The organism is Acidovorax sp. LjRoot129 (genome assembly GCF_964253765.1).
Taxonomy (GTDB): domain Bacteria; phylum Pseudomonadota; class Gammaproteobacteria; order Burkholderiales; family Burkholderiaceae_C; genus Acidovorax.
On the sequence record NZ_CAXUSE020000001.1, the window covers coordinates 2,647,107 to 2,672,240 of the forward strand.

Consider the following 25,134-nt stretch of genomic DNA (forward strand, 5'->3'; position numbering starts at 1 on the left):
CGAGCTTGCGAGCGCACCCCGGTTTCAACAAGCTCAACCCGAACGGGCGAGGGCGGGCGAACGCCTTGGCTTCGACGGGCTCAGCCTGAACGGGCGGGGGCGAACACCCCTCGAGCGGACGCTATGCTCCACCGTCGCCACATCCCCAGCCCGCCAAGGCCCCCTTCCCATGCGCCCCACAGTCCAAAACCTAGAAACCTCCAAAATCCGCGAAGTCGCCAACGCCGGCATGGGCCGCGCGGATGTCCTGGCCTTCTGGTTTGGCGAGAGCGACGAGGTCACCCCCGAGCCTGTGCGCCAGGCCGCCATCGAATCCCTGCAGCGCGGAGAAACCTTCTACTCCCACAACCTCGGCCTGCCCGAGTTGCGCCAAGCCATCGCCGCCTACGCCAGCGAACTGCATGGCGGCCCGATCGGGGCCGATCGCATCGCCGTCACCTCCGGCGGTGTGAGCGCATTGATGATCGCCATGCAGGCCTTGGTGGATGCCGGGGACGAGGTGGTGGCCGTCACACCCGTGTGGCCCAACCTCACGGCGCAACCCGCCGTGCTGGGGGCGCGGGTGCGCTGTGTACCCCTGCGCGCCGACGGCGGCGCGTGGACCTTGGATCTGCAGGCGCTGCTCGACGCCATCACGCCCGACACACGCCTGCTCATCGTCAACGCACCCAACAACCCCACGGGCTGGACGCTCACGCGCGCGGAGCAGCAGGCCATCCTGGACCACTGCCGGCGCACCGGGACCTGGGTGCTGGCCGACGAGGTGTACGAGCGCCTGTACTACGAACCCACACCGAACGGCTGCGCGCCCAGCTTCCTGGACATCAGCGCGCCGGAAGACCGGCTCGTGGTGGTACAGAGCTTTTCCAAGAGTTTCCTGATGACCGGCTGGCGCCTGGGCTGGCTGGTGCTGCCGCCCTCGCTGGTGGACGCGGTGGGCAAGCTGATCGAGTTCAATACCTCGTGCTCCAGCGTGTTCACCCAGCGCGCAGGCCTTGCAGCGCTGGCGCATGCGGGCGAGATCACGCCGCCCCTGGTGGAGCACATGCGCAGGTGCCGCGACACCTTGCTGCCGCGGCTGGCGGCGTTGCCGCAGGTGGAGGTGGCCAGCCCGCTCGGCGGCATGTATGCGTTTTTCCGGCTGCACGGCTTCGATGACTCGCTGGCGGTGGCCCAGCAACTGGTGGCCGAGGCGGGCCTGGGCCTGGCGCCGGGCAACGCGTTTGCCCCCGAGGCACAGGGCTGGCTGCGCTGGTGTTTTGCGTCCAAGGACCCGGCGCGGCTGGAGGCGGGCGTGCAGCGGCTGCAGGCCTGGCTGGCAAAGTCTGCCCGGGGTTGAGGTGGTGGGCGGTTGCGGGTCGGCCTGCAGCGCCGCTGCTGCGCCGTGGGCGCGCGATTGGCCGCTGAGCCGAGCCCGTCGGCTGCACCCTGCCGGTTTCCAAATACTCCTGAATTGATAGCTGGCAGCGCTTGATGGATAAGCGCTAGAGGGCTTTTTTATCGAAAACCGCCGTGCGCCGGCCGCTGCCAGCCCGCGGGTGGCTGCCACGTCGACACCCAGGCAAGGAAATCCGCCAGTGGCATGGGCCGCGCGATGCAGTAGCCCTGGGCTTGCGTGCAGCCCAGCTGCAGCAGCATCTGGCCTTGCTCGATGGTTTCCACGCCCTCGGCGATGACGCGGTAGCCGAAGGAGCGGGCGAGGCCGATGACGCCTTGCACGATGGCCAGATCACCCGGGTCGCCCATCATGCCGTGCACAAAACTCTGGTCGATCTTGAGCGTGTCCATGGGCAAGCGGCGCAAGTACGTCAGCGACGAGTAGCCCGTGCCGAAGTCGTCGAGCGACACCACCACCCCCATGGCCCGCAGCGCGGTCAGGGTGTGCGCCACGGCCGCCAGGTCGTAGAGCGCAGCGCTTTCGGTGATCTCGATCTCAAGCAGGTGGCCGGGCACGCCGGGGTGGCGCGCCAGGCACCCGGCCATCCAGTCGCCAAACTGCGGGTGCTGCAGGTGCTGGGCGGCGATGTTCACACTCAGCGGGAGGTTGAGCGGCAGGCCGAGCGGCTGCCCCGCCGGGGACGCGCAGCCCTGCATCTGCTCCAGCACCGCAAAGGCCGACTCGATCACCCACTCGCCAAAGCCGATCTCCAGTTCGGTGCCTTCCAGCAGCGGCAAAAACTCGCCCGGCGGAACCAGGCCGCGCTCGGGGTGCCGCCAGCGCGCCAGTGCTTCAGCGCCCACCACCGCGCCACTTTTCATGTCGACCTTGGGCTGCAGGTACAGCGTGAACTGCGCATCGGCCAGCGCATCGCGCAGGTGGCGGCCCTGTTCTCGCAGCAGCTGCAGCGCGCGGTCCTGTGCAGCGTCGAACTGGTGGAAGCGGTTGCGCCCGGCCTGTTTGGCAGCGTACATGGCCTGGTCGGCGTGGCGCAGCAGTGCGTCGGCATCGGCTGCGTCTTGCGGAAACACCGTAAAGCCGATGCTGGCCGTGACCACCACGCGCTCGGTGTCCAGCGTGTAGGGGGCCGACACGCTCTCCATCACCTGGCGCAGCATGTGCTCGCAGGCCTGCACCGATTCCAGCTCGGGCATCAGGATCACGAATTCGTCGCCACCCAGGCGGGCCACGGTGTCCAGCGGCCGCAGCGCGCGCGTCAGGCGGCCGGCCACCACCACCAACAGGCGGTCGCCTGCTCCATGGCCCAGGCGGTCGTTCACGGGCTTGAAGCCGTCGAGGTCGAGGTACGCCACGCCCAGCTGCGTGCCGCGGGCGCGCGCCTGCGCCATGCATTCCTGCAGTTTGCGCGCCAGCAGCACGCGGTTGGGCAGGCCGGTGAGCGCGTCGAACAGCGCCATGCGCTGCAGCATCAGTTCTTGCTCGCGCTGGGGTGTCACGTCGATCGCCACGCCCAGCATGCGCTCGGGCCGTCCGGCCGCGTCGTGCGCGACGATCTTGCCCAGGTTGCGCACCCAGCGCACGGCGTCGCCCGCCTGGCTTACGCGCCAGGTGGCGTCAAACGGGGTGCCGGGATGGGCGCTGTGGCGGGCCAGCTCGGCGTTGATGCGGTCGATGTCGTCGGGCGCGATACCGCTGGTCCACTGCGTGGCGGCCAGGGCGGCCTCGCCAGGGTCGGCGGGCGGCAGGCCGCGCATGGCCCGCCAGCGGGCGTCGCCGCTCACGGTGCCGGCCTGCAGGTTCCAGTCCCACAGGCCCAGCGATGCGGCCGAGATGGTGAGCGACAGCAGCTCCTCGCGTTCGCGCACCTGCTCTTCGTTGCGTTTGCGGTCGGTGATGTCGAGCACCGAAAACAGCCAGCAGGGCTCGCCGTCGAACTCGGTGGCCCGCATGGACTGCAGCACGGTGCGTGGCGCGCGGCCCCGCGGGTTCAGCGTGATCTCGTAGTTGCTGACTTGGCCGGTGCCGCCTTCGGAGGCGAGCAGGCGTTCGCGGTCCACGGCCGAGAAGATGCCCAGCTTGACAGCGGTGCTGCCAATGGCTTCCTCGCGTGGAATGCCCAGCATCTCCTCCCACGCGGGGTTGAGGTCCACATACCGCCCGTCGCTGCAGCGCGACAGGCCCATGGGGTAGGGCATGAGGTGAAAGATGCGCGAGAACCGCTCTTCGGACTGGCGCAGGCGCTGCTCGGCGCGCTTGGCCTCGTCGATGTCCTGCATCACGCCGCGCACGCGGGTGACGCGGCCGTTTTCGATCACCGGTTCGCCGCGCGCGCGCACCCACAGCAGCCGCCCGTCGGTGTGCAGCACTTCCATCTCCATGCTCCACTCGGTGCGCTCCAGGATGCTCTGGCGAAAACGCTCGCGCAGGGGTTCACGGTGGGCCGGCGCCACGTGGCGGTCGATGTAGTCGTGCGGCAGGGGCGAACCCGGGGGCAGGCCGTGGATGTCAAAACACACGTCAGACCAATAGATGAGGCCTTTGCCGCGCTCGTCCTCCCACGCGCCCAGCCGGGCCAGGCGGCCGGCCTGCTGCAGCAGGCTGTTGAGGGCGCGCAGCTCTTCGCTGGCGCGGTGGGCTTCGGTCATGTCGTGGAAAACGAAAACAAAGCAGTTTTCGCCATCGATAAGCACGGAGCGTGCCGACATCTGCCCGGGCACCCGCACGCCGTGGCGCTGCGCGACCAGCGGCAGGCGGTCGACCTTGCCGTCGCGCTGCAGGGCTTCCACCAACCGCGCGCGCTCGTGCTCTGTGGCCCAGATCTTGAGTTCGGTCGATGTGCGCCCGATCACGGCGTCGCGCGGGATGCCCAGCACTTCGCAAAACGCCGGGTTCACGTCGATGTAGCAGCCGTCCACCAGGCGCGAGATGCCTGCCGGGTCGGGCAGCGTTTGGTAGAAGGTGGTGTATTTGGCTTCCGATGAACGCAGCGCGTCTTCGACCTCGCGGTGGGCCGTGATGTCCACGTCCATGCCGATCAGCGCCGTGGGCCGGCCCTGGGCATCGCGCCGCGCCACCGTGCCGCGCGACATCAGCCAGCGCCAGCGCCCGGAGGTGTCCAGCACGCGGAACTCCGCCTCGTAGGTTTCCTCCTGGCCGTCCTTGGCGCGGGCCAGCTTGGCGGCGTTGCGCTCGGCGTCCAGCGGGTGGCGGCGCGCGTACCAACGCTCCCACAGGCCTTCCACCTTGTCTTCTTCCGGGCGGATTCCAAAGGTCTCGTAGAACTTGCCGTGGCAGCGGAACTGCCGCTGCAGCACATCCCATTCCCAGCGCCCGCCGCCCAGGGAGTCCATGGCCAATTGCAATTGCTGCTCGCGCTGGACCAGCGCCTGCTGGGTGCTGGTGCGCGCCAGCTCTGCCCGGGCCTTGCTGGCCAGCAAGAGGCGGCCCACCCCCAGCATGAGAAAACCAGCGCCGTGGTGCCAGGGCAGGGTGGTGGGCCAGGGGCCGCCCGCGCCCGGGACCTGGTTGGCCAGCCACAGGCACGCGGACACCGTGAGCGGCAGCGTGACCGTGAGGCCCGCCAGCGCCATCCACGCGGCCGAGCGCAGCGGCAGGCGCCGTGCCACGCGCCGCCACAGCCATGCCACCAGGCAGGTGGCGCCCAGCACCAGCACCGCGGGCGGCGTGGCCTCGGGTGCCATCAGCACCACGGCCAGCAGCGCCATCACCGCGGTGATGGCGGCGGGCAGCGCGCCAAAATAAAGGCCCATGAACGCGACCACGGTGGGGTAGGCCACCAGCCGCAGCTCGGGTGCGTTCCAGTGCAGCGCGGCAAACGAGGCGATCGACACCGCGCCGCCGGTTGCGCCCAGCAGCCACTGCGTGCGCCGCGAAGGGCGCAGGGCCTCCTGGGGCGGCAGCCAGTCGAGCACCAGCAGCAGCACCATCAGCACCGTGCCCGCCATGAGGGTGTTGTTACCCATGGCGGTGTGTGCTGGGGTGGAAGGTCAGAGGGGTGGGAGCGGTGTCAGCACCTGTGGGTGCAGCGCCCGGAGGCGCCCCGGTGGCGGCGCGGCCCGCGCGGCGGAACGCAGGGGTGGGGTCGCAGCAGCCGGGGGGGAAAACCATTCCCCGAGTTTATGGCCGTTCAGGCACCGTCCGGCAGGGCCACAGCGTCCTGATAAGCCCCGTTGACAGCATCGTGCCGCAGACGATCACCAGTGCGCAGCCCACCATCCATGGCGTGATGCGCTCGCCCAGGAACACCGCCCCGTACATCACCGCGAACACCGGGGCGATGAAGGTCACCGCCAGCGCGCGGCTGGGCCCTGCGTTGGCGATGAGGCGAAAGTACAGGATGTAGGCGATGCCGGTGCACAGCACCGCGATGGCCACGATGCACAGCCAGGCGCGTGTGCCGGGCATCTGCGCAGGCCACAGCCACACCGTAGGCAGCGCCAGGCCCAGTGCAGCCCCGAGTTGGCTGCCCGTGGCCGTGGCCAGCGGCGGAATGCCGACCAGGTAGCGCCGCGTGAAGCTGGCCGACAGCCCGTAAAAAGCCGACGCGAGCAGGCAGGCGCCGATGGCCCACTCGGCGCTGTCGCTCTTGAAGCCCGTGCCCGCCGGCGCGCGCCAGGCCAGCAGCGCCACACCCACAAAACCCAGCGCCAGGCCCACCCAGCGCAGGCCGGTGATGCGGTCGCGCAGCCAGAGCCACGCGATCAGCGCGCCAAACAGCGGCACCGTGGCGTTGAGGATGGACGACAGCCCGGTGGCGATGTGCAGCACCGCCCACGAGAACAGCGAAAACGGAATGGCCGAGTTGATGATCCCCGCGAACATGATGGGCCGCCAGTGCTGGCGAAACGCCGCAAGCTCCCCCTGGCGCAGCATGATCGGCCACAGGAACACGGTGGCCAGCGCCACGCGCAGCCCGGCAGTGGGCAGGGGGCCGAACTCCGACGCGCCCAGGCGCATGAACAGGAAGGACGAACCCCAGAGCGCGGCCAGCAAGATGAATTCGCCGATCCAGGTGATGACGGGTTGGTTGCCCGGGCTGTTCATGCAAGGCCTTTCTCTGAGTAGAACGACGGGATGAGGGGGTCGGGCGCAAACAGCCCGCGCGACGCGGCGGACGCCGCGGGCGCTGCCAGCGCTTTTTCCAGCGCCAGCAGCGCGGTCTTGCGGTCGAGCCCGCCAGCGTAACCGGTCAGGCTGCCGTTGGCACCCAGCACCCGGTGGCAGGGCACGACCACGCTGAGCGGATTGCGGCCCACCGCCGCGCCCACCGCGCGCACGGCCCGAGGCCGGCCCAGGCTGTGGCTCAGCTGCCCATAGCTTGTGGTGCCGCCGCGGCCAATCGCCAGCAGCGCGCGCCACACGTCTTGCTGAAACGGTGTGCCGCCCGACAGATCGAGTGGCAGATCGAACGCCTCGCGCTCGCCGCCAAGGTACTGCTGCAGTTGCAGGGCCGCCTCTTGCAGCAGCGGGTGTGCGTCGGTTTCGGCCCAGGCGGTGTCGCCCTGCAGCCAGCGGCTGGGCTCGTGCCGCTGGCCTTCAAACCAGAGGCCGCACAGCCCGGCCGGCGACGCGGCCAGGCGCACGGGGCCGAGCGGGGTGCTGGCACGGGACTGCACGGTGTGGGGGTGGTAGAGCATAAAAATCCTCAAGAATTTGAATAAAAATGGCCTCCAGCGCTTGTTGCATAAGCGCTGATAGCTATTGTTTTGATAGTAAATCGGGCGCGGCTGGGTTGGCCGCTGTCGGCAGTGCGGCCGGCGCACCCGCCGCCCAGGCGCGCAGCACCGCGTAGCTGCGCCAGGGCCGCCAGGCCTCTGACGCGGCCGTGGCTGCGCGGGCCGGGTTCTTCTGGCCTTGTACGCCCAGTGCCTTGTGCAGCGCCACGTCGCCGGCCGGAAACGCATCCGGCCAGCGCAGCACGCGCATGGCGATGTACTGGGCCGTCCAGTCGCCGATGCCGGGCAGGGCGCACAGCGCGGCCGTGGTGGTGGCGACGTCGGCGCCCGCGTGCAGCGCAAGATCGCCGCTGTCCACGGCCCGTGCCAGGGCCACGATGGCCGCCTGGCGCTGGCGCACGATGCCCAACTGGCCCAGGGTGTCGCCGCCGGCCGCAGCCAGCGTGGCGGCAGTGGGGAACAGCCGGTGGAGCTCAGGCCAGGGCGTTTCGATGGGCTCCCCCAGCCGCTCCACCAGCCGCTGGCCCAGCGTGCGCGCGGCGGCCACGGTGATCTGCTGGCCGAGCACAGCGCGCACGGCCAGCTCAAACCCATCGAAGGCGCCCGGCACCCGCAGGCCATCGCCGCCGGGGAAATGCGGGTGCAGCACGGCGTTGACGGCGGCGGGGTCGGCGTCGAGGTCGAGCATGGCGCGCACGCGGCGGATCACCAGCGGCAACACGGGATAAAGGCTGTCGCTGGTCTGCAGCAGCACCTGATGGCGGGCTACGTCAAAACGGGCGCTGAACCAGCCGGTGGTCTCCGTCGCCATGCCGGTGCAGGCCGCCGGCAGGCGCACGGTGCGCCGCAGTGTGGCTTCAGGCGGCAGCACCCATTCGACGCCATGGAACTGCCGGCGCTCAAAAAACGCCAGCAGCGCAGGCACATCAAACGGCGGGCGCCAGGCCAGGCGCAGTGTGTTGCCCGTGTCGGGCGCCCCGGCCTTGGGCGGCGCGGTGCCGCTGCGCCGCAGCTGGGTGGGGTTGAGCCCGTAGTGCCCCGCAAAGGCCGCGTTGAAGCGCCGCACGCTGGCAAAACCGCTGGCCAGCGCCACCTGGGTGACGGGCATGCGGGTGTCGGTGAGCAGCTGCTTGGCGGTGAGCAGGCGGCGCGTCTGCAGGTATTGGAGGGGCGAGACGCCCAGCGCGGCCTCAAAAATACGGCGCAGGTGGCGGTCGCTCACCCCCAGGCGTTCGGCCAGGCGGGCCACGGTGGCGCCGCTGTCGGCTTGGGTCGTTTGAGACGGGGCGGCCGTGGGCCACAGGTCCGGCGCATCCAGCAAGCGCACGGCCTGCTGCACCAGGATGCTGCTCGCGTCCTGCACCGACCACACCAGCGCCTGGGGCGCCAACTCGGGCCGGCAGCGCAGACAGGGCCTGAACCCCGCGCTCTCGGCTTGGGCGGCCAGGGCGAAGAAGCGGCAGTTCTCGCGCCGGGGCGCTCGCACGGCACACACCGGGCGGCAGTAGATGCCGGTGGAGGTCACGCCGGTGAAGAAGCGCCCGTCAAAACGCGCATCCCGCGCCAGCACGGCCAGGTAGCGGCCCTCGTCCGCGGCGATGTCGGGGGCGGGAGCAGTGGTCGTGGCGGTCGCGGCGGGCAGGTTCATGGGCCGGATCTTAGAAGGCTGGTACCAATGCACTGGCCGTTTTCGGACATGTGCCTCATGGCGTCCTGGGTACCGGCTGGAAGGCCGCAAGAGCGCCGCCTACAATGCGGCGGACTTATCCATTCCCCCTAGTGAAAGGCCCCTACGTGCAACCCACGCCCGCCATTTTCAAAGCCTACGACATCCGCGGCATCGTGCCGTCCACGCTGAACGAAGAAGTCGCCCTGGGCCTGGGACGGGCCTTTGGCACGGCCGCCCGCGCCGAAGGGCAGACGACCGTCGCCGTGGGGCGCGACGGGCGCCTGTCGGGCCCGGCGATGTCGGCGGCGTTGATCCAGGGCTTGGTCGAGGCGGGCATCGAGGTGATCGACGTGGGCCTGGTGACCACGCCCCTGTTGTACTTTGCGGCCAGCACGCTGTGCAACAGCGGCATCCAGGTCACCGGCAGCCACAACCCCAAGGACTACAACGGCTTCAAGATGGTGCTCAATGGCCGCGCCATCTATGGCGACGAGATCCAGGGCCTGCGCCGCACGATGGAAGCGAAAAGCTGGCAGCTGATGCCCGGCGGCTCGGTGCGGCATGTGGATGTGCTGCCCGCGTACACCGAGCGCATCGTGGGGGACATCAAACTGGCCCGCCCCATCAAGATCGTGGTGGATTGCGGCAACGGCATTGCCGGCGCGTCCGCCCCCGGCATCTTCCGTGCGCTCGGCTGCGAAGTGGTCGAGCTGTTCTCTGAGGTAGACGGCAACTTCCCCAACCACCACCCCGACCCGAGCAAGCCTGAGAACCTGCGCGATCTGATCGAGGCCCTGAAGACCAGCGACGCCGAGCTGGGCCTGGCGTTTGACGGTGACGGCGACCGCCTAGGGATCGTGACCAAGGAAGGCACCAACATCTTCCCCGACCGCCAGATGATGCTGTTTGCGCAGGACGTGCTCTCGCGCGTGCCCGGCGGCGAGATCATCTTCGACGTGAAGTGCACCCAGCGCCTGGCGCCGGCCATTGCCGCGGCGGGGGGCGTGCCCGTGATGTACAAGACCGGCCACTCGCTCATCAAGGCCCGCATGAAGGAGACCAACTCCCCGCTGGGCGGCGAGATGAGCGGCCACATCTTCTTCAAGGAGCGCTGGTATGGCTTTGACGATGGCACCTACGCCGGCTGCCGCCTGCTGGAGATCCTGAGCAAGAGCGCCGACCCGAGCGCCGTGCTCAACGCGCTGCCCACCAGCTTCTCGACCCCGGAACTCAACGTGGCCTGCGCCGAAGGCGAACCCCACCGCCTCACGGCCGAGCTGCAGGCGCTGGCCGCAGGCACCTTTGCTGCGCCGGCCGTCGTGAACAGCATCGATGGCCTGCGCGTGGACTGGCCGGACGGCTTCGGCCTGATCCGCGCGAGCAACACCACGCCCGTGCTGGTGCTCCGATTCGAAGGGCAGAGCCAGGAAGCCCTCAGCCGCATCGAAGCCGCCATGCTGGCCCTGCTGCACCGCGTGAAACCCGACGCGCACGTGGGCGCGGCCAGCCACTGACCGCAACCCTGCTTGAACGCGCGGCGCATTGATCCGCGCGGTTCCGACCTTTTCCGCAACCCTAGCCACCTTGCCTGCTGTGAACTCGCACCTGTCCACCCCTTTGCGCATTGCCGCCGCCCAGTCGCCGTCTGTCCCTGGCGACGTGGCGCGCAACGTGGTCACGCACCTGGCCTTTGTGCGCGCGGCGGTGCTCCAGGGCGTGCAGGTGCTGGTGTTCCCTGAGCTCTCGCTGACCGGGTACGAACCTGCGGCGCTGGCCGCCAACGTGCTGCATGCCGACCACGGCGCGCTGGCGCCGCTGCGCCAGGCGGCGCGCGACCACGGCATGGCCATCGTGGTGGGCGGGCCTGCGGCCCCCGCGGTCGATGGCGCATTGCCGGCCATCGGCGCCTGGGTGCTGGCGCCAGACGGCAGCGCCGCGCTGTACCGCAAGCGCCATCTGCATGCCAGTGAAGAAACATTTGCCAGCGCCGGCACCGAGGATGCCCAGGTGCACCTGCTGGCGGGCGAGCCCACGGCCATCGCCGTGTGCGCGGACATCACGCACCCCGAGCACGCCCAGGCCGCCCACAGTGCTGGCGCGGCGCTGTATGCCGCGGGTGCTGTGATCAGTGCCAGGGGCTACGGCCCTGAATCCGAATTGCTGCACGGCTACGCGCGCGACCATGGCATGGCCGTGCTGCTGGCCAACTTCAGCGGATCGACGGGCGGGTATGTGAGTGCAGGGCGCAGTGCGGTCTGGGAGCCCGGTGGCCGGTGCGTGGTGGCGGCGCCGGGCGACGCGCCCTGCCTGGTGTGGGCAGCGCGCGGCGACATGGGCTGGAGCGGCGGCGTGTTTGACGTGGACCTGCACCTCGCCGCGGCATGAACCCGGCCCGCGCGCTGTATTCGGTCGTCACCTGGGGCGCCCAGCCCCTGTTGCGCCGCAAGCTGCGCCGCCGCGCCGTGGCCGAGCCGGGTTATGGCCTGGCCATCGGCGAGCGTTTTGGCCAATATCCGGCCCCCATCGACAGCCTGATGCCCCACAGCAGCTCCGACCCGCTGGGCCGGTTCGTGTGGATCCACGCTGTCTCGCTGGGTGAAACCCGGGCCGCCGCCATCTTGCTGGCCGCGCTGCGCGAGCAGCTGCCCGGCATGCGCCTGCTGCTCACGCACGGCACCGCCACCGGCCGGGCCGAGGGCGAAAAGCTGCTGCTGCCTGGCGACGTGCAGGTGTGGCAACCCTGGGACACGCCCGGCGCCGTGGCCCGGTTTCTGCGCAAGTTCCGCCCGGCCATCGGCGTGCTGATGGAAACCGAGGTCTGGCCCAACCTGGTGGCGGGCTGCCGCCGCCGTGGTGTGCCGCTGGTGTTGGCCAACGCGCGGCTCAACGCCAAGTCATTGCGCAATGCCCAGCGGCTGGCCGCGCTGGCGCGCCCGGCCTATGGCGCCCTGACCGCCGTGTGGGCCCAGACCGACGACGACGCCGACCGGCTGCGCGCCATTGGCGCCCAGGTGCGCGGCGTGTTCGGCAACCTCAAGTTTGATGTGGTGCCGGACGCCCGCCAGCTGGCCCAGGGCCGCGCGTGGCGCGATCAGGCAACGCGCCCGGTCGTCATGCTGGCCAGCAGCCGCGAGGGCGAAGAGGCGCTGTGGCTCGAAATTTTCAAGCAAAAAAGGCCGCCAGCGCTTATTCAGAAAGCACAGGGTGCTATCAATAGTGAAGCAAATGGCGCCCAGGTCGCTGGCGGCGTGCAGTGGCTCATCGTGCCGCGCCACCCGCAGCGTTTTGACGAAGTGCACCAGCTTTTGCTGCGCGCGGGCCTCACGGTCTCGCGCCGCAGCACCTGGGCCGGGGTTCCAGAAGCCGCCGACGTGTGGCTGGGCGACTCGCTGGGCGAAATGGCGCTGTACTACGGCCTGGCCCACGTGGCGCTGCTCGGCGGCAGTTTTGCCCCGCTGGGCGGCCAGAACCTGATCGAGGCCGCAGCCTGCGGTTGCCCGGTGGTGCTGGGCCCGCACACCTTCAACTTTGCCGAGGCGGCCGAGTTGGCCTGCAGCGCGGGCGCGGCCCAGCGTGTGCCCGACATCGGCGCCGGTGTGGCCCATGCCACGGCGTTGGCACTGGACTCCAGCCAACAACGTGCCGCCAGTGAACGCGCTGGGCGCTTTGCGACAGAACACCGGGGCGGGGCAGAGGCGACGGCGCGGGCGATCCTTGAAATCGTGTTGCCGCGCGCGGCAGGCGCGGCGGCCCTGGCAGGCTAGGCGCTCTCAGTCCAGCGTAGGCGCTAGGGCTACCCGCTGCAGGGCGCGAGTCCCCCACCCGCATGCAGTTCGCAGGCACTGCATTCTTTTGGCCATCTCCAGAAAACTCCGAGCCCGGCACCCCAGTGTGCGGAGGGTGCTGCCGCTAGGCGCGTGGCCGGGCAACGCCAAGCCGAGCGCTGGGCCGTTTACCGGGCCAGCAGCGCGTTGATCGCCTCAACGTCCTGCTGCGTCAGCGTGCCCGCTGCCTGGCGCAGCTTGAGCGTGCCCAGCAGCACGTTGTAGCGGGCCTGGGCCAGGTCGCGCTTGGTCTGAAAGAGCTGGCTTTGGGCGTTGAGCACATCGATGTTGATGCGCACGCCCACTTGGTAGCCCAGCTTGTTGGCGTCGAGCGCGCTTTGGCTCGATGCCTCGGCGGCTTCCAGCGCCTGCACCTGGCCTTGGCCCGATTGAACGCCGAAGAACGCAGCGCGTGTGGCCTGGGCCACGTTCCGGCGCGTGGTTTCAAGATCGGCAGCGGCTTTTTCTTCGAGCGCCAGGGTTTCGCGGACGCGGTTTTGCACCGAGAACCCGGCGAACAGCGGCAGATTGAACGCCACGCCCACGCTCGCGCTGTTGGTGCGGTTGTTCACGCCCGGCGATGTGATCGTGCCGTTCGGGTTGCGGGTGACGTTGTAGCCCACCTGCAGGTCCAGGGTGGGCAAGTGGCCGGTTTCGGCTTTTTTGGTTTCAAGGCGCGCAATGTCGAGGGCGATGGCGGCCTGGCGCACGCCGGGCTGCTGGTCGCGGGCGGTGTCGACCCAGGTGATCACGTTGTCGGGCTGCACGGTGGGCAGCGGCACGGGCAGGGCCAGGGGCTTGGGCACGGTGCCGGTGATGCCCACCAGCTGGTCCAGGGCCAAACGCTTCACGCGCAGGTCGTTCTCGGCCGCGATTTCCTGCGCCACGACCAGGTCGTAGCGGGCCTGGGCTTCGCGCGAGTCGGTGACGGTGGTGGTGCCGACTTCGAAGTTGCGCTTGGCGGAGGCCAGTTGCTCGGACACGGCGGCTTTTTGCGCCCGCACAAAGGTCAGGGTGTCCTGCGCGGCCAGCACGTCAAAGTAGGCCTGGCTCACGCGCACCAGCAGGTCCTGCGTGGCGGCATCGAGCTGCGCCTGGGCCACGTCGACGCCGCGCTGGCCTTGCTCCAGCGTGATGCGGTTGGCGGGGCGAAACAGCGGCTGCGAGGCCTGCACGCCCACCGTTTGTGTCGTGCCCGTGTTCTCGATGGGCGGACGGCTCAGCTCCACATTCCCCCGGGACAGCCCTGCGGTCATCCCCACGCTGGGCAGCAGCCCCGCACGCGCCTGGTCGGCACGGCGCGCCGCGGCATCGAGCTGCGCGCGGGCCGATTGCCACGTGGTGTCATAGGTGCGGGCCGATTCCACCAGCTCCATCAGGCTCTGGGCATGCACCGGTGCGCACAGGGCCGCACCCAGTGCCAGGGACAAAAGAGACAGCGAAAGTGGCCGTAGCGGGGTCGTCATGAAGGTCCTTCGGAAAGTTCTGCGGATCGTCGGTGGAGGCAAAAGCGGGAGGCGTGGCGGCTGCGGTGGTGCCAGTGCGTCAGTAGCGCGGCACGGTGGGGTCGTTTTCGTGCGACCACGCATCAATGCCGCCCGAGATGTTGGCCAGGCGCTCGAAGCCGTGGTGCTCCAAAAAGGCTGCCACGCGCAGGCTGCGGGCGCCGTGGTGGCACAGGCAGGCCACGGACCGCGTGGGGTCCAGCTCGGCCAGGCGCCCGGACAGCTCGCCCATGGGGATTGCCAGCAGCTCGAAACCATCGGCGCGCACGCTGGCGGTTTGCAGCTCCCAGGGTTCGCGCACGTCCAGCACCAGGGGCTGGCTGCCTTCGGGGGCCGAGGCGAACCAGGCAGACAGCTGGGCGGGGCGGACGTGATCGATCATGCAGAACTCCGAAGAACGGAAAATCAGAACGTGAAGCCGGATGGCTCGGGGAAATTCACCAGGCGCGGCGCGATGGTGTCCCAGGGGGAGGTGGTCTCAAAGCGGTCGCCGGTGCGGCGGGTCAGCGTGAAACGCATCACGGGCTCGCCGCCCACGATGGCGCCCAGGCGGCCACCGTCGCGCAGCAGGGAGAGCAGGGCGGGGGGGACTTCGGCCACGGAGCCGCTGAGCACGATCACGTCGAAGGGGCCATCAGGAATCGCATCCAGCGCGCCGTCGGCCTGGCGCACCTCGGCGTTCTGGATGCCGGCGTCCAGCAGGTTTTCGCGGGCCATCTCGGCTAGCTCGGCGTTGATTTCCAGCGACACCACGCGGTGGGCGCGGTGGGCCAGCAGGGCGGCCATGTAGCCAGAGCCGGTGCCGATCTCGAGCACGCGGTCGGTCGGCTTGATTTGCAGGTCTTGCAGGATGCGTGCTTCCACACGGGGTTGCAGCATGCTCAGGCCCAGGCGCACGGCTTCTTCGGCATCGTTGCCCAGCAGCGGCACCTCGATGTCCATGAACGCCATGTTGCGATAGGCCGGCGGCACGAAATTTTCGCGGTGCACCACGGCCAGCAGCTCCAGCACATCGAAGTCGAGCACGTTCCAGGGGCGGATCTGCTGCTCGATCATGTTGTAGCGGGCCTGGGCGACGGGGTCGCTGGTGTTGGCGGAGGTGTTCAGGGGCATGTTCATGGGGGTTCTCCGTGGGCGGGTGTCGGGGCCAGAGGGGTCACCCTCTAGGACAAACCCTCGATTTTAGGGGGCGTTGCCCGGGCACCACCGAACTTGCGGCGGGCCCAAGCAGCCAGGTCATCCATGTAGCAGTAGACAACCGGGACCACCACCAGCGTGAGCAGCGACGAGGTGATGACGCCGCCAATCACCGCCTGGCCCATCGGGGCGCGCTGCTCGGAGCCTTCAGACAGCGCAAACGCCAGCGGCACCATGCCAAAGATCATGGCCAGCGTGGTCATGAGGATGGGGCGCAGCCGGACACGTGCGGCCAGCAGCAGGGCGTCGGCGCGGGGCAGGCCGGGCACGGTCTGGCCCTCGTCGTTCACATGCTCGTCGCGGGCGCGGATCGCAAAGTCCACCAGCAAGATGGCGTTCTTGGTCACCAAGCCCATCAGCATCACCACGCCGATGATGGAGAACATCGACAGCGTGGAGCGGAACATCAACAGCGCCAGCACCACGCCGATCAGCGTAAGCGGCAGCGCGGTCATGAGCGCCAACGGCTGCAAAAAGCTCTTGAACTGGCTCGCCAGGATCATGTAGATGAAGATGATCGCCATGACCAGGGCCGAGATGGCGTAGCCAAACGACTCGGCCATGTTCTTGGTGGAGCCGCCAAACTGGTAGCGGTACCCGGGCGGAAAGCTCACGCCGTCCAGCGTCTTCTTGATGTCTGCGGAGACTTCCCCGGCTGAGCGCTGCGATACGTTGGCGTTGACTGCCACTTCGCGCGTCAGGTCGCGCCGGTTGATCTGGTTGGCGCCGGTGGATTCGGTCACGCTCGCCACCTGATTCAGCCGCACGATGCGCGTGGTGCCGTCGGCGTTGGCCAAGGCAAAGGGCAGTCGCTCCAGGTCTGCGGTAGCGGTGCGGGCTTCAGGCGCCAGGCGCACATTCACGTCATAGGTCTGGTCGTCTGGCGCGCGCCAGTTGCCCACGGTGGTGCCCGCGACCAGGGTGCGCAGCGAGGTGGCCATCTGCGCCACCGACAGACCCAGGTCCGAGGCCGCGTCACGCCGCACCTCGACCGCGATCACCGGCTTGTCGGGCTTGGCGCTGGTATCGAGGTCTACCAGGCCAGGGATGTCGCGGATCTTGGCGGTGACCACCTTGGTCAAGCGCTCGAGCTCCTGCAGGTCGGGGCCCTGCAGCGAGAACTCCACCTGCTTGTTGCCGCCCACGGCGTCCAGCAGGCCCACGTGGGTGATGGTGATGCCCGGCACTTGCTTCAGCCGCTCGCGCAGCACGTCAGACATCTGGTCCACGCTGCGGCTGCGGTCCTTGCGGTCGACCAGGCGCACATAGATGTTCGCGTAGATCTTGCCCTGCGCGTTACCGGTGTTGATGGTGGCCAGCGTGTAGCGCACCTCGGGCATTTCGCGCAGGATGCCTTCTACCTGCCGCGCCTTGGACTCGGTGGCTTCGAGTGACGAGCCGACGGGGGTATAGAAGTTGAGCGAGGTCTCGGAGAAGTCGGCCTTGGGTACGAACTCGGTGCCCAAAAGCGGAACCATGAAAACGCTCAGTACAAAGATGCCGAGTGCGATCAGCATTGTGGCCACCTTGTGCACCAGCGACCAGCGCAGGATGCGTTGGTAGCCCTCGGCCAGCGCGTCGGTGGCGCGGTCGAACCAGCCGGTGACGCGCCCGATGGTCTTGTCGTAGAAGGTGACGGGCACCGTCTTCTGGCCATGCGCATGGATGCTGGGGTCGTGCCAGATGCTCGAGAGCATCGGGTCGAGCGTGAAGCTCACAAACATCGAGATCATCACCGCCGCAACGATGGTGATGCCGAACTCGTGGAAGAACTTGCCGATGATGCCGCCCATGAAGCCGATGGGCATGAACACCGCCACGATGGACAACGTGGTGGCCAGCACCGCGAGACCAATCTCCTGCGTGCCGTCCATGGCGGCTGCGTAGGCGCCTTTGCCCATCTGGACATGCCGCACGATGTTCTCGCGCACCACGATGGCATCGTCGATCAACAGGCCCACACACAGGCTCAGCGCCATCAGCGTGATCATGTTGATGGTGAAGCCGAACATGTTCATGAACAAGAACGTGCCGATCAGCGCAATCGGCAAGGTGAGGCCCGTGATCACGGTGGACCGCCACGAGTTCAGGAACAGGAAGACGATCAGCACGGTGAGGATGGCACCCTCGATCAGCGTCTGGCGCACGTTGTTCACCGCCACGCGGATGGGGCGGGAGCTGTCGCCGATGGTCTCCAGGCGTACGCCGGGCGGCAGCTGGTTCTTGAGTTCGGCCACGGCGGCGTTCAGGCCATCCACCACCTCGATGGTGTTCTCGCCCTGCGACTTCTGCACCGACAGTAGCAGCGTGCGCTGGCCGTTGTACAGGGCCAGGCTCTCGACCTCCTGCGCGCCGTCGTTGACGCGGGCGACCTGGTCCAGGCGCACGGGCGCACCGTTCTTGCGGGCCACGATGATCTTGCCGAAATCTTCCGGCCGTTCCATGCGCGCGTCGATCTGCACCACGCGCTCTTGCGCCAGCGAGCGGATCGCGCCGACGGGCAGGTCCTGGTTTTCGTTGCGCACGGCGCTGGCGACCTGGTCGGGCGTCACGCCAAAGGCTTCCAGCGCCTGCGGGTTCAGGTAGATGTTGATTTCGCGCTTGGTGGCGCCCACCAGGTTCACGGCGCCCACGCCGCGCACGTTCTCCAGGCGTTTTTTCAGCACCTGCTCGGACCACGTGGTCAGCTCCACCGCGCTGCGCGGGGCCACGCCTTCCTTGCCGGCCTGGGTGTCCTTGGTATCGGGCAACACGGCCAGCGACCACACGGCGCGGCTGGCCGGGTCAAAGCGCAGCACACGCGGCTCCTTGACCTCGGTGCGCAGCAGGGGGCGCACGGTGGCCACCTTTTCGCGCACGTCCTCGGCGGCCTTGCGGCCATCGATGTGGAGCTGGAACTCGATGATGACGACGGCCGTGCCTTCATAGCTGCGCGAGGTCAGCGCGTTGATGCCGGCAATCGAGTTGACGCCTTCTTCGATCTTCTTGGTGACTTCGCTCTCCACGATCTCGGGCGAGGCACCGGGATAGTCCACGGTGACCACCACGACGGGGAAGTCGATGTTGGGAAACTGATCGACCTTAAGGCGCTGGTAGGAGAACAGGCCCAGCACCACGATGGCGAGCATCACCATGGTGGCGAACACGGGGTTCTTAAGACTGACTTGGGTAAACCACATGGCGGGCGGCCCGGTCAGGGAGCGGTGCGGGGTGCGGATGCCGAAACAGCAGCAGCGGCGGCAACTGGCGCGGCCGCAGCCACGGCCGTGCCTTCGCGCAGCTGGCCGATGCGGCCGGCGATCACCGGCGTGCCCTCGGCCACACCTTCAATCGCCACCCAGGTCTGCCCGTTCACGACGGAGCGCGCACCGGTCTTGACGCCGACGTACGCAATGCGGCCGTCTTTCAATGTCTGCAAGTAGGGCGCTGGTTTGTCGGTGCGCACAGCATCCAGCGGCACGGTCAGCACCTCGGCACGGCCGGTGTCGAGCGTGCCCTGTACGAAGAGGCCCTGGCGCAGCGGTGTTTCACCCTTCGTCTGCTCCACCCGCAGGTATACCGGCACCGTGCGGCTGCCGACCTGGGCGCTGGGGCTGATGCGCGCCACGGTGGCGGGCACGGGCGCAGCCGTGCCTTCCGTGGTGAGCAGGGCCTTCTGGCCGACGCGCACCGCCAGCGAATCGGCGGGGCTGAGCAGCGCCTCGAGCTCCAGGCGCGAGAGGTCCACCACCTCGATGATGCGGGTGTCCACGGCCACGCGTTCCCCCGGCTGGGCCAGGCGCTGGGCCACCAGGCCGGTGATCGGGCTCTTGAGCACGGTGTCGTCCAGCGCCTTGCGCGCCACATCGGCGGCCGACACGGCGGCCTGGTAGCTTGCTTGCGCGGACTCCAGGCTGGCTTGCGAGGTGACGAGGGCCGTGGAAGAGATGAAGCCCTGGTCCACCAGCGCCCGGTTGTTGGTGTACTGGCGCTGGTTGATGTCCACCTGGGACTTGGCGGCGTCTGCCTGCTGCTGCGCCTGGCGCAGGCGGGCGCGGGCCTCGGTGGGGTCGATGCGGGCAACCTCCTGGCCGGCCTTGACGCTGTCGCCCTCGCGCAGCGTGAGGCCCTGCAACTCACCGCCCACACGGGCCTTGACCATGGCCGATTCGACCGCGCGCAGCGAACCCGACACCGGCACGCCCAGTGTGAGGTTCTGGCGCCGCACGGTGATGACCTCGTCCGCGGCCAGCTGCAGCGGCGCCTGCGCCTTCTGGGCCGTGGCCTCAGCCAGCGCTTTTTGCTGCGCCTGGCGGCCCGCCATGGCGCGCCATACGCCGCCACCCACCAACACGACAACGATGGCCACGGCCACCCAGGGAATCCAGCGTTTCATGGTCAGGCGCCGCGTGAGGGCGGAGAAGAAGGGGACGGGGGGACGGAGGAGGGAGCAGAAGCCGGGGGCCGCACCAGCAGCCCATGCAGAACGTTGTCGATCTGCGCCTCGATGTACAGCTCGGGCTTCAGGCCCAGGGCTTCTGGAATGCAGGCGCCTACCGAATGCTTCCACATCATGAGGAAGATCATCGGCGCCAGCACCACGTGCACGATGTAATCAAGCGGCACGGGACGAAACTCGCCGCGCTCGATGCCGCGCTCGATGATGCGGCGGATCAGCATCTGCCCTGGCAGGATCACCTCCTGCTGATAAAACTCGGTGATCTCCGGGAAGTTCTGGGCCTCGCTGAACATCAGCTTGGTGATGCCCGAGGCGTTGGTGGCGCCGATGCGCTCCCACCACACCTGGTAGCAATAGCGGAGCAGGTCGCTGGTGGTGCCGTCAAACGCCTGGAGCTCCGCGCGCCACTCCTCAAACCGCCCGGCAATGTTGTGGCGCACCACGGCCTTGAAGAGTTCTTCCTTGCTCGGGAAATACAGGAACAGTGTGCCCTTGGAAACCCCGGCCCTCGCCGCCACCTCATCCACTCGGGTCGCGGCAAAGCCCTTCTCGACAAAAAGGTCCAGCGCCGCTTCCAGCAGCTCGCCAGGGCGGGCTTCCTTGCGGCGCTCGCGCTTGGTGCCCTGTGGGGCTGAAGGGGGTTGGGGCGTGGGGGACAAGGGGAGAATCTAGTTAATGACTGACCGGTTAGTAATGTAGCAAGCGCCTGCCAGAGCGTCAAGGAAACATGGCATTCGTTGCTGGCGCGCGATGGGATCCGCTGACCGCAAGCAGTGCGGCACGTTGCCGCCACCCATAATCTTTTAAGTAGACCCAAGGAGCCATCCATGACTGTGCAAACCATCACCCTCGGAGGCGGCTGCTTCTGGTGTACCGAAGCCGTGTTCGACCGCGTGCGCGGCGTCACCGACGTCGAAAGCGGCTACACCAACGGCCACACCCTGAACCCCAGCTACGAGCAAATCTGCCAAGGCGACACCGGCCACGCCGAGGTGGTGCGCCTGAAGTTCGATGCCGACGAGATCAGCCTGGAAGAGATCCTGGAGATCTTCTTTCACACGCATGACCCGACCACGCTGAACCGCCAGGGCAACGACGTGGGCACGCAGTACCGCAGCGGCATCTATTACGAGACGCCTGGGGACGCCGAGATCGCCCACAACATGATCCGCCAGATGTCGCAGGACAAACTGTTTGGTGCGCCCATCACCACCGAGGTGAAGCCGCTGGAGAACTACAGCACGGCCGAGGCCTACCACCAGGACTACTTTGCGAAGAACCCGAACGGTGGGTACTGCGCGTTTGTGGTGGGCCCCAAGGTGGAGAAGTTTCGCAAGACGTTTGCGCGGTATGTGAAGGGCTCGTAAGGCCGACAAGAATACGGCGGGCTCAATTTTCGAGATATTTCTTCAGTTTTAGTAGGGCTATATATTCGTCTCTATTTTCTGTCTTGTCGATCGCCTCTGCACTGGAAAAATCGCACTCTACAATAAAATGCTCTACCCAACCTGAATAATCAGCAAGACGTTCGTAAACTTCCAGCAAACACGACTTTTGCTTGGATGTCAGTAATTGAAAAAGCTTGATGTACTCGGACGGCTGATTGTTTTCAATAGCCTCTAAAAATTGAGTTTGAAATAAATCCAATGCCGTGCCCGTCAGCAAAAAGATGGGCAGGTAGTAGTGCAACCCTGCAGCATCCATAAATAGCAAGGGTAATTCGTCGTGAGCCTTGCTGAATGCGCTTACTAAGGTTCTCCAGTCATTGCGTGTATCTTTTTCACGAGCGGAATTGTATTCGGGGGAATTTTTTTCCAAATATCCGTCTATTGCGTCCGCCTCGAAATAGCCGACGCCATCGTGCAATTGAACTCCATCAAATGCGGCGTAAATTCTTTGCTCCAAGTCGAGGGGTAGTCCAAGAAAGTTCATGGATTGTTTATTGCAATAGACATAGCTGTCACATGGATTGAACATGGCGGCGTCGGAGTTTCGTACCTCGTGAGCTAAGGTGCCATGGGCGATGATCTTCCGTGAACCGTATCCGCAATAGTTCGGCACCGCCTTCAGTCCTGTAGAGGGCGCCAGTGTTGATTAGACACGGCGACCACGGTCGCGTTGGCTGCTGGCACGCAGAGGTAGTGCACCGCGTGGCCGTGGCAGAGCATAATGCAACTCGATTGCGTTAAATCTCGCCTTCGCAACCATGCCTACATCTGAAATTCCCCGTTATCTCTGGTCGCTTCCGTCCGGCATGCGCGCCACGCGCGCCACCCGTGCCCTTGCTGCGCTGTATGCCGCCCGGCCAGAGGCAGCCCTCTCCGAGTCCGAAGTGGAGACCGCCCTGGCCGCCGCGGGCGCCCAGGTCAACAAAGTCACCGTGTACCGCATGCTCGACCGCTTTGCCGCCGCCGGTCTGCTGCACAAGCAGGTCGACGCCGCCCGTGTCACGCGTTTTGCGCTGGCGTCCGCCGTGGGCGACGGCGCCGCGCCGCGGTTTGAATGCGACGACTGCCACCGCCAGTTCCGCCTGTCGCAAGGCTCGGCCAAGGTGCAGACCGCCCTCAAGCAGGTGCTGCAGGCGCTGGCCACGGCCGGGCATGAAAGCCTGGCGGTCGACATTGCAGTGCGCGGCCGCTGCGCGGGCTGCGCACACCCTGGGCAGGGGGCGCCAGCGTGATCCGCACCCGGGGCCTGGCTTACCAATACGCCGGCAGCGACACACCGCTGCGTTTTCCCGACGTGGACCTGCGCCAGGGTGGCACGCTGCTGCTGCGCGGCCGCTCGGGCACGGGCAAGTCGACCTGGCTGTCGCTGATTGCCGGGCTGCGGGGCTCGGGCGGGGGCGATTTGTTTGTGGCCGGCATCCAGCTGGGCACGCAGCGGGGGGCCGAACTGGACGCCTGGCGCGCGCGCAGCATCGGTTTTTTGCCGCAAAAGCTGCACCTGTCCGGCGCGCTCACGGTGGCGGACAACCTGGCGCTGGTCTACTTTGCGGCCGGCTTGCCGCGCGACGATGGCGCGATTGACCGTGCGCTTGTGCAACTGGGCGTGGCCGAGCTGGCCGCACGCAAGCCGCACCAGATCTCCGGCGGGCAGGCGCAGCGCGTGGCGCTGGCGCGGGCCGTGCTGCTGGCGCCCGAGCTGCTGCTGGCCGACGAGCCCACCGCCAGCCTGGACGACGAAGCCGCCGCCGACGCGCTGGCCCTGCTGCGGCAAAGCGCTGCCGCCTGCGGCGCGAGCCTGGTCATCGCCACCCACGACCAGCGCGTGGTGTCAGCTTTGGCTGGTGCGCAGCAGCTCAATTTGAATGAAATAGTGCCCCAGCGCTTGTTGGACGGGCGGTAGTAGCTATGAAAAACATAGTAAAACTGGCCCGCCTGTCCTGGCGCTACCTGTGGTCGCGCCCACTGGCCGCGGTGCTGAATCTGCTGGTGCTCACGCTGGGCCTGGCGGCCATCACGCTGGTGCTGCTGGTGGCCACGCAGCTCGAAAAGGCGTTTGAGCGGGACCTCGACGGCATCGACCTGGTGGTGGGCGCTAAGGGCAGCCCGCTACAGCTCATCCTGGCGGGCGTCTTCCACATCGACGTGCCCACCGGCAACATCCCGCTGCAAGAGGTGCAGGCGCTGCAAAAGAACCCGCTGGTCGCCCAGGTCATCCCGCTGAGCCTGGGCGACAGCTACCAGGGCTTTCGCATCGTCGGCACCACGCCCGACTATGTGACGCACTACGGCGCCAAGCTGGCCCAAGGCGCGCTGTGGCAGCAGCCCATGGACGCCGTGCTGGGCGCCAACGTGGCGCGCAGCATCGTGGCAGCCAGCCACGGCGACGCGCCACTGGCAGGTGCCACCTTTGTCGGCAGCCACGGCCTGGGCGCAGGAGGGCACGCGCACGGCGACCACCCGTACCGCGTCAGCGGCGTGCTGGCGCCTTGCGGCTGCGTGCTCGACCGCCTCATCCTCACCAGCACCGAATCCATCTGGATGGTGCACGAGACCGCCACGGCCACCGAGCCCGAAGACCTGGAAATATTGAAGGAAGAGCGCGAAGTGACCGTGGCCCTGGTGCGCTACCGCACCCCCATGGCCGCCATCACGCTGCCGCGCCAGATCAACGCCGACACCGCCATGCAGGCTGCCGCGCCCGCCATCGAGGTCACCCGCCTGCTGCGCCTGCTGGGCGTGGGCGCCGATGTACTGCGCGCCTTTGGCGGCGTGCTGCTGGCCGTGGCGGCGCTCAGCGTGTTCATTGCGCTGTGGAACGCCGTGCGCGAGCGCCGCGCCGACCTGGCCATGCTGCGCATGCTGGGCGCCCCCCCGGGCCGTGTGGCCGGGCTGGTGCTGTGGGAGGCGCTGTGGCTGGCGGCCATCGCATCGGCCCTGGGCCTGCTGCTGGGCCACGGCCTGGCGCACCTGCTGGGCTGGGTGCTGCAGGGGCAGGGTCTGCTGCCGGTCACGGGCCTTATCTGGCTGCCCGCCGAAGCCGGGGTACCGCTGTTGGCTGCCGCCGTTGCCGCGCTGGCGGCGCTGCTGCCGGCTATGCAGGCGTACCGCACGGACGTGGCGGATCTGCTCAGCGAAGCATGAAAGCCCCGTAAGAACATGAAAGTCGGCGACCAAGTTCGAGTCCTGGCGATTCCCGAGTGGCTCACCCACGACCTCCCCGAGGAGGACATTGCTCGTCTCAATGCCCAAGTCGGAGAGGTTGTCCAGATCCGAGAACTTCAAAGCCACAGCCATCTTTGGTTTTCCTTCTCGGACGGAAGTGAGGGCTTCGCGCTCCACCGCCGAGATGTGGAACCAGTCAGGTCTGGCTCGCTATGGCGCGGGCCACTCTTAAGCTTTGTGATTGTCTTCGTGGCCTTTGGCGGCTATGCATTTGCCAGCGCACTAGCGGGGCCGTGGCGCATCGATGTGGCGTTTCTCGGCTTGCTACACGTAGGGTTGCCCTATGGGCTTGCAGCTGGCGCACTTCATCTTGGCCTGCTGGCCGTGTCACGTTGGCAGCGTTCTGGCAGTTTTGGAGCGCCTAACTATTCGCTCAAGCGGCCGCATCGATCGCTTCACCGGCGCCGCTGACTTGGGCCGCGCCAGTTTCAACCCCTTGTTTTCTCAGCATCACCTTGAAGGACCCAACATCATGAAAAAGCTCCTCACCGCACTCGCCCTGGCCCCCACGCTCCTCGTCGGCGCCCTGGCGCATGCCCAAACCCACAACGACAAAGAGACCAAAGAGGACATCGCCCGCCACCGCGCCATGGCCGCGGCGCACGAGGCTGCTGCCAAGTGTCTGGAGTCCGGCAAGGGCGAGGACACCTGCCAGAAGGAACTCCAGGCCGCATGCAAGGGTCTGGGGATTGGCAAATACTGCGGCATGAAGCACGCGCACTGAGGCGATGGGCCT

At 67.6% G+C, this 25,134-nt stretch carries 21 protein-coding genes; 10 read left to right on the plus strand and 11 right to left on the minus strand.

The window, feature by feature from the left end; all coding sequences use genetic code 11:
* The first annotated feature begins 169 nt into the window (after positions 1-169).
* The gene (locus tag ACSQ3Q_RS12090; RefSeq protein ID WP_436134616.1) at positions 170-1,339 is read left to right on the plus strand and encodes a pyridoxal phosphate-dependent aminotransferase; all 1,170 of its coding nucleotides are present in this window, start codon (positions 170-172) and stop codon (positions 1,337-1,339) included.
* Positions 1,340-1,497: 158 nt separating this feature from the next.
* On the opposite strand, the gene ACSQ3Q_RS12095 is transcribed toward ACSQ3Q_RS12090, so the two are convergent.
* From ACSQ3Q_RS12095 to ACSQ3Q_RS12110, 4 genes are all read right to left on the minus strand, one after another.
* A complete protein-coding gene (locus ACSQ3Q_RS12095; protein ID WP_436134617.1) occupies positions 1,498-5,382 on the minus strand; it encodes an EAL domain-containing protein in 3,885 nt (1,294 codons plus the stop codon).
* A 154-nt stretch (positions 5,383-5,536) separates the two neighbouring features.
* The gene (locus ACSQ3Q_RS12100) at positions 5,537-6,463 is read right to left on the minus strand and encodes a DMT family transporter (protein WP_436134618.1); all 927 of its coding nucleotides are present in this window, start codon (positions 6,461-6,463) and stop codon (positions 5,537-5,539) included.
* A complete protein-coding gene (locus ACSQ3Q_RS12105; protein WP_436134619.1) occupies positions 6,460-7,056 on the minus strand; it encodes a methylated-DNA--[protein]-cysteine S-methyltransferase in 597 nt (198 codons plus the stop codon). Before ACSQ3Q_RS12105 ends, ACSQ3Q_RS12100 begins: the two co-directional genes overlap by 4 nt.
* A gap of 61 nt (positions 7,057-7,117) precedes the next feature.
* Positions 7,118-8,743 carry a DNA-3-methyladenine glycosylase 2 family protein gene (locus tag ACSQ3Q_RS12110; protein ID WP_436134620.1) on the minus strand — a complete coding sequence of 542 codons (1,626 nt, stop codon included), beginning with the start codon at positions 8,741-8,743 and terminating at the stop codon, positions 7,118-7,120.
* 146 nt (positions 8,744-8,889) lie between these two features.
* Between ACSQ3Q_RS12110 and ACSQ3Q_RS12115 the strand changes: the two genes are divergently transcribed.
* From ACSQ3Q_RS12115 to ACSQ3Q_RS12125, 3 genes are all read left to right on the plus strand, one after another.
* The gene (locus ACSQ3Q_RS12115; protein WP_436136989.1) at positions 8,890-10,278 is read left to right on the plus strand and encodes a phosphomannomutase/phosphoglucomutase; all 1,389 of its coding nucleotides are present in this window, start codon (positions 8,890-8,892) and stop codon (positions 10,276-10,278) included.
* A 79-nt stretch (positions 10,279-10,357) separates the two neighbouring features.
* A complete protein-coding gene (locus tag ACSQ3Q_RS12120) occupies positions 10,358-11,149 on the plus strand; it encodes a carbon-nitrogen hydrolase family protein (protein ID WP_436136990.1) in 792 nt (263 codons plus the stop codon).
* Positions 11,146-12,528 carry a 3-deoxy-D-manno-octulosonic acid transferase gene (locus ACSQ3Q_RS12125; RefSeq protein ID WP_436134621.1) on the plus strand — a complete coding sequence of 461 codons (1,383 nt, stop codon included), beginning with the start codon at positions 11,146-11,148 and terminating at the stop codon, positions 12,526-12,528. The genes ACSQ3Q_RS12120 and ACSQ3Q_RS12125 overlap by 4 nt, the downstream gene beginning before the upstream one ends.
* Before the next feature lie 188 nt (positions 12,529-12,716).
* Here ACSQ3Q_RS12125 and ACSQ3Q_RS12130 read toward each other — a convergent pair whose 3' ends face one another.
* The 6 genes from ACSQ3Q_RS12130 to ACSQ3Q_RS12155 form a co-directional block, all read right to left on the minus strand.
* Complete coding sequence (locus tag ACSQ3Q_RS12130) at positions 12,717-14,054, minus strand: TolC family outer membrane protein (RefSeq protein ID WP_436134622.1); 1,338 nt, start codon at positions 14,052-14,054, stop codon at positions 12,717-12,719.
* 79 nt (positions 14,055-14,133) lie between these two features.
* Positions 14,134-14,475: a rhodanese-like domain-containing protein gene (locus ACSQ3Q_RS12135; RefSeq protein ID WP_436134623.1), complete on the minus strand. Its 342-nt coding sequence runs from the start codon at positions 14,473-14,475 to the stop codon at positions 14,134-14,136.
* A 23-nt stretch (positions 14,476-14,498) separates the two neighbouring features.
* Entirely contained in the window at positions 14,499-15,212 is a 714-nt protein-coding gene (locus ACSQ3Q_RS12140; RefSeq protein WP_436134624.1) for a protein-L-isoaspartate O-methyltransferase family protein, read from the minus strand.
* 44 nt (positions 15,213-15,256) lie between these two features.
* The gene (locus ACSQ3Q_RS12145) at positions 15,257-18,469 is read right to left on the minus strand and encodes an efflux RND transporter permease subunit (RefSeq protein ID WP_436134625.1); all 3,213 of its coding nucleotides are present in this window, start codon (positions 18,467-18,469) and stop codon (positions 15,257-15,259) included.
* 14 nt (positions 18,470-18,483) lie between these two features.
* Entirely contained in the window at positions 18,484-19,665 is a 1,182-nt protein-coding gene (locus ACSQ3Q_RS12150) for an efflux RND transporter periplasmic adaptor subunit (protein ID WP_436134626.1), read from the minus strand.
* Positions 19,666-19,667: 2 nt separating this feature from the next.
* Positions 19,668-20,387 (minus strand): TetR/AcrR family transcriptional regulator, encoded by a 720-nt coding sequence (locus tag ACSQ3Q_RS12155; protein WP_436134627.1) that lies wholly within the window; start codon positions 20,385-20,387, stop codon positions 19,668-19,670.
* 168 nt (positions 20,388-20,555) lie between these two features.
* On the opposite strand from ACSQ3Q_RS12155, the gene msrA reads away from it, so the two are divergent.
* Positions 20,556-21,095, plus strand: coding sequence for a peptide-methionine (S)-S-oxide reductase MsrA (msrA, locus tag ACSQ3Q_RS12160; RefSeq protein ID WP_436134628.1), 540 nt, complete (start codon positions 20,556-20,558; stop codon positions 21,093-21,095).
* A 22-nt stretch (positions 21,096-21,117) separates the two neighbouring features.
* On the opposite strand, the gene ACSQ3Q_RS12165 is transcribed toward msrA, so the two are convergent.
* Complete coding sequence (locus ACSQ3Q_RS12165; protein ID WP_436134629.1) at positions 21,118-21,660, minus strand: DUF6714 family protein; 543 nt, start codon at positions 21,658-21,660, stop codon at positions 21,118-21,120.
* Between the two features lie 322 nt (positions 21,661-21,982).
* On the opposite strand from ACSQ3Q_RS12165, the gene ACSQ3Q_RS12170 reads away from it, so the two are divergent.
* The 5 genes from ACSQ3Q_RS12170 (at position 21,983) to ACSQ3Q_RS12190 (ending at position 25,122) form a co-directional block, all read left to right on the plus strand.
* Positions 21,983-22,408 carry a transcriptional repressor gene (locus ACSQ3Q_RS12170; protein WP_436136991.1) on the plus strand — a complete coding sequence of 142 codons (426 nt, stop codon included), beginning with the start codon at positions 21,983-21,985 and terminating at the stop codon, positions 22,406-22,408.
* Entirely contained in the window at positions 22,405-23,076 is a 672-nt protein-coding gene (locus ACSQ3Q_RS12175) for an ATP-binding cassette domain-containing protein (RefSeq protein ID WP_436134630.1), read from the plus strand. The genes ACSQ3Q_RS12170 and ACSQ3Q_RS12175 overlap by 4 nt, the downstream gene beginning before the upstream one ends.
* A 5-nt stretch (positions 23,077-23,081) precedes the next feature.
* Positions 23,082-24,317 (plus strand): FtsX-like permease family protein, encoded by a 1,236-nt coding sequence (locus ACSQ3Q_RS12180; protein WP_436134631.1) that lies wholly within the window; start codon positions 23,082-23,084, stop codon positions 24,315-24,317.
* Positions 24,318-24,332: 15 nt separating this feature from the next.
* Complete coding sequence (locus ACSQ3Q_RS12185; RefSeq protein ID WP_436134632.1) at positions 24,333-24,809, plus strand: hypothetical protein; 477 nt, start codon at positions 24,333-24,335, stop codon at positions 24,807-24,809.
* 61 nt (positions 24,810-24,870) lie between these two features.
* Complete coding sequence (locus ACSQ3Q_RS12190; protein WP_436134633.1) at positions 24,871-25,122, plus strand: hypothetical protein; 252 nt, start codon at positions 24,871-24,873, stop codon at positions 25,120-25,122.
* Positions 25,123-25,134: the final 12 nt, after the last annotated feature.

Excerpts from the sequence above, each read along its gene's own strand:
- ACSQ3Q_RS12090 (WP_436134616.1), top strand. The coding sequence starts at position 170 with ATGCGCCCCACAGTCCAAAACCTAGAAACCTCCAAAATCCGCGAAGTC.
- ACSQ3Q_RS12095 (WP_436134617.1), bottom strand. The coding sequence starts at position 5,382 with ATGGGTAACAACACCCTCATGGCGGGCACGGTGCTGATGGTGCTGCTG.
- ACSQ3Q_RS12100 (WP_436134618.1), bottom strand. The coding sequence starts at position 6,463 with ATGAACAGCCCGGGCAACCAACCCGTCATCACCTGGATCGGCGAATTC.
- ACSQ3Q_RS12105 (WP_436134619.1), bottom strand. The coding sequence starts at position 7,056 with ATGCTCTACCACCCCCACACCGTGCAGTCCCGTGCCAGCACCCCGCTC.
- ACSQ3Q_RS12110 (WP_436134620.1), bottom strand. The coding sequence starts at position 8,743 with ATGAACCTGCCCGCCGCGACCGCCACGACCACTGCTCCCGCCCCCGAC.
- ACSQ3Q_RS12125 (WP_436134621.1), top strand. The coding sequence starts at position 11,146 with ATGAACCCGGCCCGCGCGCTGTATTCGGTCGTCACCTGGGGCGCCCAG.
- ACSQ3Q_RS12130 (WP_436134622.1), bottom strand. The coding sequence starts at position 14,054 with ATGACGACCCCGCTACGGCCACTTTCGCTGTCTCTTTTGTCCCTGGCA.
- ACSQ3Q_RS12135 (WP_436134623.1), bottom strand. The coding sequence starts at position 14,475 with ATGATCGATCACGTCCGCCCCGCCCAGCTGTCTGCCTGGTTCGCCTCG.
- ACSQ3Q_RS12140 (WP_436134624.1), bottom strand. The coding sequence starts at position 15,212 with ATGAACATGCCCCTGAACACCTCCGCCAACACCAGCGACCCCGTCGCC.
- ACSQ3Q_RS12145 (WP_436134625.1), bottom strand. The coding sequence starts at position 18,469 with ATGTGGTTTACCCAAGTCAGTCTTAAGAACCCCGTGTTCGCCACCATG.
- ACSQ3Q_RS12150 (WP_436134626.1), bottom strand. The coding sequence starts at position 19,665 with ATGAAACGCTGGATTCCCTGGGTGGCCGTGGCCATCGTTGTCGTGTTG.
- msrA (WP_436134628.1), top strand. The coding sequence starts at position 20,556 with ATGACTGTGCAAACCATCACCCTCGGAGGCGGCTGCTTCTGGTGTACC.
- ACSQ3Q_RS12165 (WP_436134629.1), bottom strand. The coding sequence starts at position 21,660 with ATGAACTTTCTTGGACTACCCCTCGACTTGGAGCAAAGAATTTACGCC.
- ACSQ3Q_RS12170 (WP_436136991.1), top strand. The coding sequence starts at position 21,983 with ATGCGCGCCACGCGCGCCACCCGTGCCCTTGCTGCGCTGTATGCCGCC.
- ACSQ3Q_RS12180 (WP_436134631.1), top strand. The coding sequence starts at position 23,082 with ATGAAAAACATAGTAAAACTGGCCCGCCTGTCCTGGCGCTACCTGTGG.
- ACSQ3Q_RS12185 (WP_436134632.1), top strand. The coding sequence starts at position 24,333 with ATGAAAGTCGGCGACCAAGTTCGAGTCCTGGCGATTCCCGAGTGGCTC.
- ACSQ3Q_RS12190 (WP_436134633.1), top strand. The coding sequence starts at position 24,871 with ATGAAAAAGCTCCTCACCGCACTCGCCCTGGCCCCCACGCTCCTCGTC.